11 protein-coding genes and 1 pseudogene are annotated in these 14,819 nt (G+C 61.7%); 2 read left to right on the top strand and 10 right to left on the bottom strand.

Annotated elements, in window-relative coordinates; all coding sequences use genetic code 11:
• Nucleotides 1-177: 177 nt before the first annotated feature.
• From PSH59_RS02070 to pilM, 7 genes and pseudogenes are all read right to left on the bottom strand, one after another.
• Nucleotides 178-1,728, bottom strand: a complete 1,551-nt coding sequence (locus PSH59_RS02070) for an SPOR domain-containing protein (protein ID WP_305394183.1) — start codon at nt 1,726-1,728, stop codon at nt 178-180.
• 10 nt (nt 1,729-1,738) lie between these two features.
• Nucleotides 1,739-2,839, bottom strand: a complete 1,101-nt coding sequence (gene aroB, locus PSH59_RS02065; protein WP_305394182.1) for a 3-dehydroquinate synthase — start codon at nt 2,837-2,839, stop codon at nt 1,739-1,741.
• 125 nt (nt 2,840-2,964) lie between these two features.
• The gene (gene aroK / locus PSH59_RS02060) at nt 2,965-3,483 is read right to left on the bottom strand and encodes a shikimate kinase AroK (protein WP_010213757.1); all 519 of its coding nucleotides are present in this window, start codon (nt 3,481-3,483) and stop codon (nt 2,965-2,967) included.
• A 4-nt stretch (nt 3,484-3,487) separates the two neighbouring features.
• Nucleotides 3,488-4,744 (bottom strand): annotated as a pseudogene (locus tag PSH59_RS02055) (type IV pilus secretin PilQ); the annotation flags it as partial.
• A gap of 138 nt (nt 4,745-4,882) precedes the next feature.
• The gene (locus PSH59_RS02050; RefSeq protein ID WP_305394181.1) at nt 4,883-5,854 is read right to left on the bottom strand and encodes a pilus assembly protein PilP; all 972 of its coding nucleotides are present in this window, start codon (nt 5,852-5,854) and stop codon (nt 4,883-4,885) included.
• On the bottom strand, nt 5,851-6,405 hold the full coding sequence (locus PSH59_RS02045) for a PilN domain-containing protein (RefSeq protein ID WP_248077155.1): 555 nt from the start codon (nt 6,403-6,405) through the stop codon (nt 5,851-5,853). Before PSH59_RS02045 ends, PSH59_RS02050 begins: the two co-directional genes overlap by 4 nt.
• Complete coding sequence (gene pilM / locus PSH59_RS02040; RefSeq protein WP_305394180.1) at nt 6,402-7,055, bottom strand: type IV pilus biogenesis protein PilM; 654 nt, start codon at nt 7,053-7,055, stop codon at nt 6,402-6,404. The genes PSH59_RS02045 and pilM overlap by 4 nt, the downstream gene beginning before the upstream one ends.
• A gap of 221 nt (nt 7,056-7,276) precedes the next feature.
• On the opposite strand from pilM, the gene PSH59_RS02035 reads away from it, so the two are divergent.
• A complete protein-coding gene (locus PSH59_RS02035; protein ID WP_370694407.1) occupies nt 7,277-9,736 on the top strand; it encodes a penicillin-binding protein 1A in 2,460 nt (819 codons plus the stop codon).
• Between the two features lie 105 nt (nt 9,737-9,841).
• On the opposite strand, the gene PSH59_RS02030 is transcribed toward PSH59_RS02035, so the two are convergent.
• The 3 genes from PSH59_RS02030 to rpmE all read right to left on the bottom strand — a co-directional run bounded on the left by PSH59_RS02030 (nt 9,842) and on the right by rpmE (nt 12,346).
• Complete coding sequence (locus PSH59_RS02030) at nt 9,842-11,110, bottom strand: malic enzyme-like NAD(P)-binding protein (protein WP_248077146.1); 1,269 nt, start codon at nt 11,108-11,110, stop codon at nt 9,842-9,844.
• A gap of 157 nt (nt 11,111-11,267) precedes the next feature.
• The gene (locus PSH59_RS02025) at nt 11,268-12,098 is read right to left on the bottom strand and encodes a thermonuclease family protein (RefSeq protein ID WP_305394178.1); all 831 of its coding nucleotides are present in this window, start codon (nt 12,096-12,098) and stop codon (nt 11,268-11,270) included.
• Nucleotides 12,099-12,112: 14 nt separating this feature from the next.
• Nucleotides 12,113-12,346 carry a 50S ribosomal protein L31 gene (gene rpmE, locus PSH59_RS02020; RefSeq protein ID WP_005784030.1) on the bottom strand — a complete coding sequence of 78 codons (234 nt, stop codon included), beginning with the start codon at nt 12,344-12,346 and terminating at the stop codon, nt 12,113-12,115.
• Between the two features lie 227 nt (nt 12,347-12,573).
• Here rpmE and PSH59_RS02015 point away from each other — a divergent pair, with 227 nt between their 5' ends.
• Nucleotides 12,574-14,793: a primosomal protein N' gene (locus PSH59_RS02015; protein WP_305394177.1), complete on the top strand. Its 2,220-nt coding sequence runs from the start codon at nt 12,574-12,576 to the stop codon at nt 14,791-14,793.
• Nucleotides 14,794-14,819: the final 26 nt, after the last annotated feature.

Below are 14,819 nucleotides of genomic sequence, written 5' to 3'. Positions count from 1 at the left end.
ATGAAAGGTTTAAAGCGATACGCTGTGCTAGTCAAAACTTTTTTAATTCTGACCGCTACGACTCAAAAGCTACTGTGACGCAGACACCACAAAGCGCGCGGCCTGTAGAGGTCGAACGCACTTGCGATTTTAATTTTGAGGTGCCGGGAGGGCGGCCTGGGTAAGGCCGCCGGATCTTCAGCGAGTTGTGGCCAGTTCTTGTTGAACGCTGGCAACCGTGCGAGGCCAAGGTTTACCAGCCTGAACCTTCGCTGGCAAGGCTTTGATCGCCGAATCAGCTGCGGCGCGGGTTGGGAAGCTGCCGTAAGTGATCACGTAGAGAGGCTTGCCGTTGAGCACTTTCTTGAAATAACGGTACTCGCCGCCCTGCTCTTTCACGAACGCCTGGGCGTTGGCTTCGGAGCTGGTGCCCAGGACCTGCACCACGAAGTTGCCGGTAGGCTGGCTGCTGTACCAACTGCTGCCCGCGGCGCCCGCTTTGGCAACGGTGGCAGGTTTTTCAGCTGGCTTGGCCGCTGGCGCCGGTTTGGCAGCCGGCGCAGGCGCGACAGGTTTGGTGACCGGTGCGGGGTTGGCGGTGGCGACCGTAGGCGTCGGCACCGGCTTGGCAGCCGGCTGACCCGCTGGGACGCCCGCCGGTGGTGCCGTGGTGGTCACGGTCGGCGGCGTGGTACTGGAGCCTTCCACCGGAACGCCATCGTCGCCTTCGGAAATACCTCCGGCCTCTTCGGCAAGCGGACCGCGCATCACTGGCTGACCGACCATCGGCAGGTTGGTCGGTTGGCCGGAGTTGGCAAATTCAACGTTTGGCGTGGGCTTGCCCAGCGGCAACTGCGCCTGTTCGGTTGGCGCGCCGGCGGTGGTCGGGGCCTTGCTGCGACCGGGGATCAGCCAGGCGGCGGCAACGGCGACCACGACAACGGCGGAAATCGCCAATACGTGCTTCTTAGGCATAGTGAACCCCATCTTTGGACGCTTGACCGCAGAGCGGCTGGCAATCATGGCTTCGATCATTGCATCGCGGGCAACCTGGTTGATGGTGCCTGGCCAGCCGCCTGCGCTGTCGTGAATATCAGAGATCTGAGAAGCGGAGAAAAGTTCGATACCGGCCCCTGCGCCTTCGAGGCGTTGAGCCAGGTATTCGCGGGTTTCGTCCTCCTCGTATGGCTGCAGTTCGATGACGTGGAACAGCTCCTGATCACCACTGATCTGTTCCAGATCGGCGATCAACGACGACTCACCGAACAGGAACACATGGGGGCGACCTTCAGGCGTACCCGCCGCCAGCGCCAACAGCGCTTCGAGGGCGGACTCGTCAAGCTGCTCGGCATCATCCACCAGCAGATAGACTTCCTGGCCGGTCAGCCCCAGTTGCACCACTTGCTTGAGGATCGCGTTCGGCTCGGCAGTGGACACGTCCAGCGCCTGTGCAACCTGGCGCAACACGCCTGCCGCATCACCGGCACCACGGGCCGACACCACCACGCTCTGTACCGACTGCTTGTTGGTGCTGGCCACCAGGGCCTGGCGCAACAGGGTCTTGCCGCTGCCCAGCGGGCCGGTCACGACCAACAGCAACTGGCTGTAGCGCGCGAGGTGGTGCAACTGGCCCAGCACCGGTTTGCGCTGGGCCGGGAAGAATTTGAAACCTGGCACCCGCGGCGCAAAAGGGTCGTGGCTCAGGTGGTAATGGCCGAGGAACGCCTCGTCGGCATGCAAACTAGTCATCGGGATCTTATTAACCTTTAAGCTGGGCCAGGGCGCGGTAATCCGCTCCCAGCGTGGCCTGTAAAATCTCTTTCGGATAATCGTCGGTCACGACTGCTTCACCCATGTGGCGCAGCAGCACCAGTCGCAGTCGACCGTCGATCACTTTCTTGTCTATCGCCATATGTTCGAGGAAGTCCGCCTCGGTCATCTCCTGCGGCGGAATCACCGGCAAGCCGGCACGCTGGAACAGGCGGATACCGCGATCGCGCTCCTGGGCGGTGATCCAGCCCAGGCGATGCGACATCTCCAACGCCATCACTGTGCCAGCCGCTACGGCCTCTCCATGCAGCCACACACCATAGCCCATGTGCGTTTCGATCGCATGGCCGAACGTGTGGCCCAAGTTGAGGGTGGCCCGCACGCCGGACTCACGTTCGTCGGCATTGACCACCAGCGCCTTGGCGGCGCAGGAGCGGGAGATCGCTTCGGTCAGCGCCACTTGGTCAAGGGCGCGCAAGGCGTCGACGTGCTCTTCCAGCCAGACCAGGAATGGTTCGTCACAGATCAAGCCGTACTTGATGACCTCGGCCAACCCGGCCGACAGCTCGCGCGGCGGCAGAGTGTTAAGGGTCGCGGTGTCGATGAGCACGGCTTGGGGCTGGTAGAACGCACCCACCATATTCTTGCCCAACGGGTGGTTGATACCGGTCTTGCCGCCCACCGACGAATCGACCTGAGACAACAGCGTGGTCGGCACTTGGATAAAGTCCACGCCACGCTGGTAGCAGGCGGCCGCGAAGCCTGCCATGTCGCCGATCACGCCGCCGCCCAGGGCAATGACAGTAGTACGCCGGTCATGGCGTGCAGTGAGCAGGCCATCGAAAATCAGTTGCAGGGTTTCCCAGTTCTTGTGTGCTTCGCCGTCGGGCAAAATCACAGAGATCACGGAGTATGCCGCCAGGCTGCGGCTCAGACGCTCAAGATACAGCGGCGCAACCGTTTCGTTGGAGATGATCGCCACTTGCCGCCCGGCAATATGCGGTGCGAGCAACTCGGGCTGGTCCAACAGACCTTCGCCAATATGGATCGGGTAGCTGCGCTCGCCTAGATCGACCTTAAGTGTCTGCATGTGTCCCCGCGTTAGAGATGGTGTGACGACCGACAGCGTCAAGATTCGACACTGCCTGATGGCTCTACGCCACACCCCGTAGGGTGAAAGCGCGCCGCCGAGAATAGCGCATTTCGGGCCTGGCTTTAACGGGGTGGCAGCCGTTGCAGGCGCTCAAGAATGTCCAGCACCACCATCCGAGGGGGCCGCTCATCGGTTTCCACCACCAGATCGGCGATTTCCCGGTACAGCGGATCGCGCAGCGTCAGCAGGTCGCGCAAGGTTTTTTCCGGATTGGCCGTGCGCAACAGTGGGCGATTGCGATCGCGGGCGGTGCGACCCACCTGCTGTTCGACCGATGCGTGCAAATAAACCACCCGTCCGCCGGCATGCAGCGCCCGACGGTTTTCATCGCGCATCACTGCGCCACCGCCGGTGGCCAATACCACGCCGTCGCAGCCGCACAGCTCGGCGATCATCGCCTGCTCGCGGTCACGAAAGCCCAGTTCGCCTTCCTTATCGAAGATCCACGGGATATTGGCACCCGTGCGCAATTCAATTTCCTTATCGGAGTCTTTGAATGGCAGGCGCAGCTCTTTGGCCAGCAAACGGCCGATGGTGCTTTTTCCAGCCCCCATCGGTCCTACAAGAATCAAATTTCGCACAGAATCAACGACTCACAGCAATCGCCTGGTTATTCATAATACGCGGAGTCAGGAATACCAGCAGCTCGGATTTTTTCTCCGCCAGCACATCGCGCCGGAAAAGGCGGCCAAGATACGGCACATCGCCCAAAAATGGCACTTTATCTACCACTTTGCTTTGGGTATTGGAGAAAACTCCGCCAATCACGATGGTCTCGCCATCCTTGACCAGCACCTTGGCGTTGACCTCGTTTTTCTTGATCGGCGGAACGTCGTTGAGTTTGTTCAGGTAGTCCGGCTCATCCTTGGTCACCTTGACCACCATGATCACGTGGTCATCAGGGGTGATCTGCGGCGTGACTTCCAGGGACAACGAGGCTTCCTTGAATGACACCGACGTGGCGCCCTGAGAGGTGGATTCCTGGTAGGGAATCTCGGTGCCCTTGAGGATGCGTGCGGTCTCTTTGTCGGAGGTGACGACCTTGGGCTGCGAGACGATTTCGCCGTTCCCGGTTTTTTCCATGGCCGTCAGCTCCAGGTCCAACAGCAGGTTATCGGTGATATAGGCGATGCCCAGACCGGAGGTACCGCCCAACGAACCCAGGTCGACAAATGGTGAGCTGGGCGGGTTGTCCGGCGCTTGCGCACCGTCAGCCACGGGCTTGTCGACACCGCCAGCCGCCCAGTTGCCACGATTGAGCCGCCCCCCCCAGCGCACACCCAGGCTTTTGTCATAGTCGACATTGGCCTCGACGATGCGCGCTTCGATCATCACCTGGCGAACAGGAATATCCAGCTGCGCCACGATTCGTCGCAGCTCTTCGAGTCGCTCGCCGGTCTGGTAGGCGATGATGTTGTTGGTGCGATCATCCACCGCCACCGAGCCGCGCTCATCGGTCGTACCTTCCAGGCCGCTCACCGACTGGAACAGTTTGGCCAGGTCGGCCGCCTTGGCGTAATTGACCTGCAGCAGTTCACGACGCAACGGCGCCAGGTCGGCCATTTGCTTGCGCGACTCCAGCGTCAGCAGTTCGCGCGCGGCCAGCTCTTCGGCCGGCGCCACGAGCAACACGCCGGCGTTAATCCGCTTATCCAAGCCTTTGGTTTGCAACACCAGGTCCAACGCCTGATCCCAGGGCACATCCTTGAGGCGCAGCGTGATCGAGCCTTGCACCTCGTCACTGGCCACCAGGTTGAGGCCCGCTACGTCAGCGATCTGCTGCAGTACGGCGCGCAACTCGATGTTCTGGAAGTTGAGGTTAAGTTTGTCGCCTTTGTAGGCGCCCGACACTCCGTTGCCAGGCGGTGGCAACTGGATCAGATCCATGCGATTGGGCACAGCGACAGCCATCGGTGCCGTGAACGCTATCCATAGCGCCACACCGAAGGACGAAAAAGTCCTTTTCATTGGTTTAGTCCGTTATGAGTTGATGTTTAGCACGAGGGTTCGCGGGCGTTCCAGCCATGCGCCCTGCTCATCGGGGAACAGCTCGACCAGCTCGAGATGGCCGGCATGGATCGCCGTGACCCGGCCATGATCCGGCCCCAGGTAATCACCGACCGCCAGGCGGTAGACCCTTGATGCCGCTTGCAGCAGCGCAAACGTCTGCGTGCCGCGGGACAACGTGCCGACCATTTTGAACTGGTCCACCGCAAGGCCTTCCAGCACGCTCCGTGGTCGAGCAAGGTCCGGAGCCTGCGCAAACCGCCCCGGCACATGATCGACTTGCAGAGCCGATGGCTGGAACGGATCGCGCAGCGCAGTGGCGTCGTAGACAAATGAGGGCCGCTGAGGGAGCACCTCGCCGCGACTGACGTCTGGCCGCGTCAGCCAATAGGTGGTGGCCAGCATGTCCAGGCGCAGCAGGCCGCCATCCCTTTGCAGGGAGACATCGCGCACCATGGTCATTCGCGAAAGGCTGCCCAAGGCGCTCACGAACGTTGCCAGGTCGTGATAACCCCCAGTGACGCCGAGTTGGACGGGTTGCTCGACATAGAACGCCTGGGGCCGCTCATCCAATGGCATGACGCTCTCGACCACCAGACCATTGGCCAGTGCCAGCCTGGCGATATCCTCCAGCAGGCCGGGCATTTCAGACGCACGGGGCAATTGCTGCAACAGCTCATCGGCCTTTAACTGCATACGCTGCAATTGTTCAGCCTGCGCATCGAGGGCAGCGCTGAAGACGGCGTTTTCCGCGAACCGGCGCTGCAGAACCTCGCCCTGAGTCTCGACCTGAGACAAGCGCTGCCGGGATGCACTCAGGACCATCAGCTCACCCACTACCAGCACCATCCCCGCCAGCGCGCAGCCAAGCAAGACCTTGGCAGGCCAGGGCCATTTTGCAGCGTTGTGGGTCAGTGCGTAGAAATCGAGCCTGGGCAGGCTCATGGCTGGGCCTCGGAAGACGCTCCCTGACGCACCATCATTTGAAATTCGTTGTTGCCATGCGCACCTTCGGTTCGCACATGTTGCAGGCGGGCAGCGTGGCCACCTTCGGAGGCCTCCAGACGGCGCATCAACTGAGCGATGTCCTGACTGGATTCGGCGCTGCCGCTGATACTCACCGTATCGCCCTTCGCCACCACTTCATGCAGGTGGACACCCTCGGGCACTGCACGCGCCAATTGGTCCAACAGTTGGGCACTGGCCGAACGGCCATCATGCAGGTCCTGCACGACCTTCATGCGCTGGGCCAATTGCTGGCTTCGCTCCTGCAGGTCGTCGATGGTCTTGATGCTGGAGGCCTGAAGAGCAACGTCCTTGTCCAAGTGGTTGTTGCGCGTCACCTGCCGATCGATCGCCTGATCGATCACCTGGTCCGCCAGCCACACGGCCGCCAACGCCACACAGACAAACGCCAGCAGAAACGCCAGGAGATATTTGCGTCGCCGCTCTGCCAGTGCCTGACGCCAAGGCAAAAGGTTGATCAATGTCTTCAAGCGAAACTCCTCAGGGCCAGCCCGCAGGCAACTCCCATCCCTTGGGCATCCACGGCCCATTGTGCATCATTGACTCGATGGCCCGGCGTGAAGCTGGCGAAATCCTGACTGTTCGCGCGCGCCAATGCAAACGCTTCAACATCGATAACCTTGGGCACCAGCCCCGCCAGGGCCAAAACCGCCTCGCGGGCCTCCACCTGCTCCTTCAGGCACGCCGCCAGCAACACCTCGACCCGCGCGGGGTCATGAGCCGAGCGGCCCTGCACCTGAAAGTCAATGGCCATGTCATCCAGGGGGCACGGTATGTACTGCTCGGCCTCCATCTGGATCATCCATGCCATTTCATCGTCGCTGAGCCCAGCCTCCAACTCGACCACCCGCGTGATGACCGATGGCCCCGCAACCGCCACCGCCGCGCCACGGGCGCGGGTTTGCAACCGAGCCAACGCCGTGTGCAAAGCGCGCCCCACACCCTCGACGTCAAGCACGGTGCCATCGACTACCGCCTGGGCAGGCAACACCTGAGTGGTATAGCCCTGGACACTGTAACCGGTGGTTGAACGCTCCAGTTCGACCAACCGGATGGACGTGTCATTGATGTCGACACCCAGCAAGGCGTCGACTTTTTGCCTGAAAAATCCCTTTGCCATAAAACTCCCTAAAACTTTGCCTGTCATACCGCCTGATTGCTGTTGTGCACCCTGCATTCGGTCGGCTTGTTCAGGCGCCGCGAATGACGCCCCAAGGCGAAAAATGCTTTAATGCCCAGCGTTTTTCCCCGCTTTTTATCTGCAGCTCGGGTTGATCCATCGTTTGCCATGCATGCCCCGACGCGTAACTCATTCTTTTCTCTGGAAATCCAAAAGCCTTGATTCGTCTGCTGAAGTTTTTCGGGTACTCCATTGTCGCGATCGTCTGCGGGCTGATGCTCGTACTCAGCGGGGCCTACCTCTACCTTAGTCCGGGTTTGCCGTCCGTAGAGGCCCTCAGAAGTATCCAGTTGCAGATTCCTTTGCGGGTCTACAGCAGCGATGAAAAACTGATCGCGGAGTTCGGCGAAATGCGCCGCACACCGATCCGTTTTGCCGATATTCCGCCTAATTTCATCAGCGCCCTGCTGTCTGCCGAAGACGATAACTTCGCCAACCACTATGGCGTCGACCCCAGCAGCCTGGTGCGTGCCGCCACGCAGTTGGTAAAAAGCGGACACATTCAATCCGGCGGCAGCACCATCACCATGCAGGTGGCGAAGAACTTCTTCCTCACCAGCGAACGCAGTTTTTCGCGTAAGGCCACCGAGATCCTCCTGGCGTTGCAGATCGAACGGCAGCTGACCAAGGACGAAATCCTCGAGCTTTACGTCAACAAGATCTACCTGGGCAACCGCGCCTATGGCATCGAAGCCGCTTCGCAGGTGTATTACGGCAAGTCGATTCGCGACGCCAGCCTGGCGCAGATGGCGATGATTGCCGGTCTGCCAAAGGCACCTTCGCGCTTCAACCCCCTGGCCAACCCGGCGCGCAGCAAGGAACGTCGCGACTGGATCCTGGGGCGCATGTACAAGCTGGGCAAGATCGACCAGGCCGCCTATGAAAGTGCCGTGGCTGAACCGTTGAATGCCAGCTATCACGTGCCGACGCCGGAGGTGAACGCACCCTATATCGCCGAAATGGCCCGTGCCGAAATGGTCGGACGCTACGGCAGCGAGGCCTACACCGAAGGTTTCCGCGTGACCACCACGGTGCCAAGCGACACCCAGGAAATCGCCAATAACGCCGTGCATTCCGGCCTGATCACGTATGACCAGCGTCACGGCTACCGGGGCCCTGAATCACGCCTGCCGGGTAAGACCCTGAGCGCCTGGGCCACCGAACTGGGCAAACAACGCGCGATCAGCGGCCTGGAGCCGGCCATCGTCACCCAGGTGAACAAAGACGGCGTGCAGGTACTCACCCGTACCGGCGAAGCCCACGTGGCCTGGGACAGCATGAAGTGGGCGCGGCCTTTCCTGAACACCAACAGCATGGGCCCGATGCCCAAGCAGCCATCGGACGTTGCGCAAGTGGGAGACCTGATCCGCGTGCAACGCCAGAAGGACGACAGCCTAAAATTCAGCCAGGTGCCGCTGGCCCAGGGCGCACTGGTCTCCCTCGACCCGCAGAACGGTGCGATCCGTGCCCTGGTCGGTGGTTTCGCCTTTGAGCAGAGCAACTACAACCGCGCCACCCAGGCCAAGCGCCAACCGGGCTCGAGCTTCAAACCGTTCATCTACAGCGCCGCGCTGGATAACGGCTACACCGCCGCCAGCCTGGTCAACGATGCGCCGATCGTGTTTGTCGACGAGTACCTGGACAAGGTCTGGCGTCCGAAGAACGACACCAACACGTTCCTCGGCCCGATCCGCATCCGCGAGGCGCTCTACAAGTCGCGCAACCTGGTGTCGATCCGTCTGCTGCAAGCGATGGGCGTAGGCAAGACCATCGACTACATCACGCGCTTTGGCTTCAACAAATCGGACCTGCCGGCGAACCTGTCCCTGGCCCTGGGCACCGCCACGCTCACGCCGATGGAAATCGCCACGGGCTGGAGCACTTTTGCCAACGGCGGCTACAAGATCACGCCGTACCTGATCGACAAGATCGAAAGCCGTAATGGCGACACCCTGTTCACCGCCAACCCGCCACGGGTGCCCGGTGACGTGGTCAATGGCGTAGCCGCCACCGACGGCATGGCCGCGCCGAGCACCGGCGGGATTACCATTGAGCCGACGCCAGGGGCCGCACCGGCCGCAAACGCAGCACCGACCGAGCCGCAAACGCCCGCCGTGGCCGAGCGCATTGTCGATGCCCGTACCACTTATATCCTCAACAGCATCCTTGAAGACGTGATCAAAAAAGGCACCGGCCGTCGCGCCCTGGCCTTGGGCCGTGCGGATATCGCGGGCAAGACCGGTACCACCAACGAATCCAAGGACGCCTGGTTCTCCGGCTACAACGCCGACTACGTCACCACCGTGTGGACAGGCTACGACCAACCTGAAAGCCTCGGGCGCCGCGAGTTCGGTGGCACCGTCGCGCTGCCGATCTGGATGAGTTACATGGGTGCGGCCCTTAAAGACAAACCGCTGCACACCCAGCCGGAGCCGGAAGGCATCCTCAGCCTGCGGATCGACCCGATCAGTGGCCGTGCAGCCTCGCCAAGCACGCCGAACGCCTACTTTGAGCTGTTCAAGAGCGAAGACACGCCGCCGTCGGTCAACGAACTGGGCAACGGTGTGGTACCGGGCAGCCCGCTGCCGGCAGATGAGGCGGCGCCGATAGATCTCTTTTAGAGAGCGGCAAGAACCATCTGCCGCGCGCTGCTCTTAAGCTTGCAGCGTTCATCTTCCCCATAAAAAACCCCGGCTCAGAGGCCGGGGTTTTTTATGGGGCTGCGATTAACCGTTGAACACATCATCCACGCTTTGCAGCGGGTAGTTCTTCGGATACGGCAGGGTGGCCACACCGGTCTCGATCGCGGCCTTGGCCACGGCGTCGGAGATCAGGGTGATCAGGCGCTTGTCCATTGGTTTCGGAATGATGTACTCACGGCCGAATTCCAGTTTGGCGCCGCCGTAGGCGTCGCATACGTCCTGAGGCACCGGCAGCTTGGCCAGTTCGCGCAGGGCGTTGGCGGCAGCTACTTTCATCTCTTCGTTGATGCGCTTGGCGCGAACGTCCAGGGCACCACGGAAGATGAACGGGAAGCCCAGAACGTTGTTGACCTGGTTCGGGTAGTCCGAACGACCGGTGGCCATGATCACGTCGTTGCGAGTGGCATGGGCCAGCTCCGGGGCGATTTCCGGATCAGGGTTGGAGCAGGCGAACACGATCGGGTTGGCCGCCATCGACTTCAGGCCTTCAGCGCTCAGCAGGTTCGGGCCGGACAGGCCGACGAACACGTCTGCACCATCGAGGGCGTCAGCCAGGGTGCGCTTGGAGGACGGGTGGGCAAACATCGCCTTGTACTGGTTCAGGTCGGTACGCTCGGACTGGATCACGCCCTTGCTGTCGACCATGTAGATGTTTTCCAGCTTGGCGCCCATGCTCACGATCAGCTTCATGCAGGAGATGGCCGCAGCGCCGGCACCCAGGCAGACGATCTTAGCGTCGGACAGGGTTTTGCCAGCGATTTCCAGGGCGTTGATCATCCCGGCTGCGGTCACGATCGCCGTGCCGTGCTGGTCATCGTGGAATACCGGAATGTCGCACTGCTCGATCAAAGCCTTTTCGATCTCAAAGCACTCAGGTGCCTTGATGTCTTCCAGGTTGATGCCACCGAAGGTGATGGAGATGCGCTTGACGGTGTCGATGAAGGCCTGCGGGCTTTCGGAGTCGACTTCGATGTCGAATACGTCGATGCCGGCGAAGCGCTTGAACAGCACGCCCTTGCCTTCCATGACTGGCTTGGATGCCAATGGGCCGAGGTTACCCAGGCCAAGAATCGCGGTGCCATCGGAAATCACTGCAACCAGGTTGCCCTTGCCGGTGTACTTGTACGCCAATTCAGGGTCACGGGCGATTTCACGTACGGGCTCGGCAACACCAGGGCTGTAGGCCAGCGAGAGGTCGCGAGCAGTGGCAGTGGCTTTGGTGAGCTCTACACTCAGCTTTCCTGGACGAGGATTGGCATGATATTCGAGAGCGGCAGTTTTCAAATCAGACATATCGGCATTCCGCTTTTACTGTTGGTCGACGGACCGCCGAGGATACTCGTGTCGTAAAGCCCCTACAAGACTGCTCGGTCACGGGTGTCAAGGCCCCGCAGCGCCGTACTTTAGTCTAAAGCCACGGGATACAAGGGCCGCACTGTTCACAATCCAATTAAAAAATGTCTACAATTTTTTGTTCAGAAGTCGGTTTGAGCATACCGGGATCGGTCAGCGGCAACATCCAGCGCGCCTGGCTGCTCTTCAGGCCACTACGCGAAGAACGATCCTGAATCCAGCCTCGCGCCTCGACCTGCTTGCCTTGCAGACCATCCAGCAGGGCGCTGTCGAATTGACGGGCCAGATCGGGTGCAACGCGTAATACCAGTGAACCCTGCAACTCGATCCAAATTCCACCGCGGTTGCGTTCGACTTTGCTCACCCTGCCGCTGACCAAGGCAAAGCCGGACCGCCTGAGGCTGGTCACCGATCGCACCGGCGATTGTCGCCAAAGCCCCAAACCGGCCTGACGCGCCGCGTTTTCAGCCGCCCGCTGACACGCGACGAGATCGACATTGGGCGCGACCCCCACTTGAAAGCCAAAGCCTTCGGCGAGCAGCTGCGCCTCAAGGTTCTCGCCATCGGCGCCGAAAAGATGGGCGAGGGTGCGACCATAACGGTCTTTACGCTCACGCCCAGGCATCAGGCCGACGCGACCGCCACTGGTTGCCACCAATGCCTGCAAACGCTGGCGAGCGGCGACGGCATAGGGCTCGTCGGTACGGCCTTTTTTCGCGGTTTCCGGGGCATTGAGGCCGATCATGCGCACGCTGCGACCGTCTTTGAGGCGCACCGTGTCGCCATCCACCACGCGCTGCACCTCGACCTGAACCACGGACGCCGGCGCCGGGCAAAACACCCCAGCCTGGGCGGCTTGGTGCCAAATCCCAGGCACAAAAAAGGCGCCCGCAAAGGACGCCTTTTTCAACAGCTGGCAAAAGCCCATAAGGCTTTTGAGCCTTACTCTGCTGGAGTAGCAGCAGGCTTCTTGCCGAAAGCACCAAAGCGATCTGCGAAGCGCTGTACACGGCCGCCGGTGTCCAGAGTTTTCTGCTTACCGGTGTAGAACGGGTGGCACTCGTTGCATACGTCAGTACCCAGTGGCTTGCACAGGTTCGAACGCGTTTCGAACTTGTTGCCGCAGCTGCAGGTAACTTCGATGGTTTCGTACGCTGGATGGATATCGGCTTTCATGGTGACTTCCTCGGGCTAGCGTGCCGCCACTCGACACTATTGTCGAATACCGCACGTAATTAGGCCGCGGATTCTACCAGACCTTTTCAATCACGCAAGCGGCGGTACCCGTCGCAGCTGAACATAAAAGCGCCTTTCATCAGAAAACCACGGCATACCCAACACCCCCCTCGTCTGCTAGGCTCGCGCCCCTGCACCACCGCCCGCCTTTATATGAGACTCCCCGCGTGCCCGACGCCATTTTGCGCCTAGCCCTGCCCTCGCCCCTGCGCCGCCTGTTCGACTACCGAGCCCCGGCCGGCGTGCTGCGGACGCAGTTGCAACCGGGCATGCGCGTGCGCGTACCGTTCGGCCGACGGGAGATGATCGGCATCCTTATAGAAGTCGCCGACCACAGCGAAGTACCTGCCGAGAAGCTAAAACCCGCGCTGGCGATTCTCGACGCCACGCCACCGCTACCGCCCGCGTTGTTCAAGCTGTGCCTGTGGACGGCCCAGTATTACCAGCACAGCCTGGGCGATACCTTGAGTTGGGCGCTGCCGGTGTTGTTGCGCCAGGGCGAGTTGGCCGAGGCACGCCAGGAGCGTTTCTGGTCGATGGTCCCCGGCGCACGCCTCGACGACCCACGCATCGCCCGCGCGCCGCGCCAGCGTGAGGCCCTGGCGACCCTGGCCCAGCATCCCCATGGCGTGGCTCATCAGCTGTTGAGCAAGCTGATGCTGAGCAAAGACAGCCTGGATCTGCTGCTGGCCAAGGGCCTGGTGCAAGTGGAGATCCGCAAGCACGCCCCCGACCCGCGCCATGAGCATTGGCTGGCCCAACCGGAATTGCCGCTCAACCCCGAACAACGCGCCGCCTATGAGGCCATTCGCGCAGGGTGTGACAGTTTCCACGCGTTCCTGCTGGCCGGCGTCACCGGCAGCGGCAAGACCGAAGTCTATTTGCAGTTGATCCGCGAAACCCTGCAAGCCGGCAAACAGGCGCTGGTGCTGATCCCGGAGATCAACCTCGGCCCGCAGACCCTGGCGCGCTTCGAGCAGCGGTTCAACGCACGCATCGCCCTGGTGCACTCGGCGGTCAACGACCGTGAGCGCCTGGAATCCTGGCTCGCGGCGCGTGATGGCGAAGCCGACATTATTATCGGCACCCGCTCGGCCCTGTTCACGCCGATGAAAAACCCCGGGCTGATCATCATCGACGAGGAACACGACGGCTCCTACAAACAGCAGGAAGGCCTGCGCTACCACGCCCGTGACCTGGCGTTGGTGCGTGCGCGCCAGGAAGACATCCCGATTGTGCTGGGCTCGGCCACGCCGTCCCTGGAAAGCCTGCATAACGCCTACACCGGCCGCTACGGGCTGCTGCGCCTGAATGAGCGCGCCGGCGGCGCCAAGCAACCGCGCTTCCTGCGCCTGGACGTAAAAAGCCGTCCGCTGGACAGCGGCATTTCCGGGCCGATGCAACAAGCCATCGGCCAGACCCTCGCCGCCGGCCAGCAAGTCCTGGTGTTTCTCAACCGCCGAGGCTTTGCGCCGACACTGCTGTGCCATGACTGCGGCTGGATGTCCGAATGCGAGCGCTGCGATGCGCGCATGACTGTGCACCAGCGTCACGGCGAGTTGCGCTGCCATCATTGCGGCCACGTCGAACGGGTACCGCGCCACTGCCCGCAGTGCGGCAAGGTCGACCTGCGACCGGTGGGCGCAGGCACCGAGCGCGCAGAGGAACGGCTGGGCATCCTGTTCCCGGACTACCCGGTATTGCGGGTCGATCGCGACAGCACCTCGCGCAAAGACGCGATGAATCAGCTGTTCGCCACCATCCAGAAGGGCCAGCCGTGCATCCTGGTGGGCACGCAAATGCTTGCCAAGGGGCATCACTTTCCGCGGGTGACCCTGGTATCGATTTTGGACGCCGACGGTGGTTTGTTCTCCGGCGACTTCCGCGCCAGCGAACGCATGGCGCAGTTGATCGTGCAAGTCGCCGGCCGCGCCGGGCGTGCCGAAGAGCCGGGCAAGGTGATTATCCAGACCCACCTGGCCGACCACCCGCTACTGATTCAACTGACCGAACAAGGCTACTTCGCCTTTGCCGAACAGGCCTTGAGCGAACGCCGCTCCGCCGGCCTGCCGCCCTTTGCCCACTTGGCCCTGCTGCGCGCCGAAGCCCACAAACCGGGGCAGGCCGAAAGCTTTCTGGATGAAGCCTGCAGCGCCGCCGAGCATTTACTCGGCGAGCTGGGCCTGAGCGGCATCGAATTGCTCGGTCCGGTGCCCGCGCCCATGGAGCGCCGTGCCGGGCGTTACCGCGCGCAACTGCTGTTGCAAGCCACCTCCCGCGCGCCGCTGCATCGGTTATTAAGCAGCTGGTTACTTGCCCTGGAGCAAATGCCCAGCGGCCGACAGGTGCGATGGTCGTTGGATGTAGACCCGGTAGATTTGTATTAAGCCTGGCCGCAGGTCCCGCGAAGGTT

It is taken from the genome of Pseudomonas sp. FP2309 (assembly GCF_030687575.1).
Lineage (GTDB): Bacteria > Pseudomonadota > Gammaproteobacteria > Pseudomonadales > Pseudomonadaceae > Aquipseudomonas.
The sequence above is the reverse complement of the archived record's forward strand: the minus strand, read 5'-3'. Positions and strand labels throughout refer to the sequence as shown.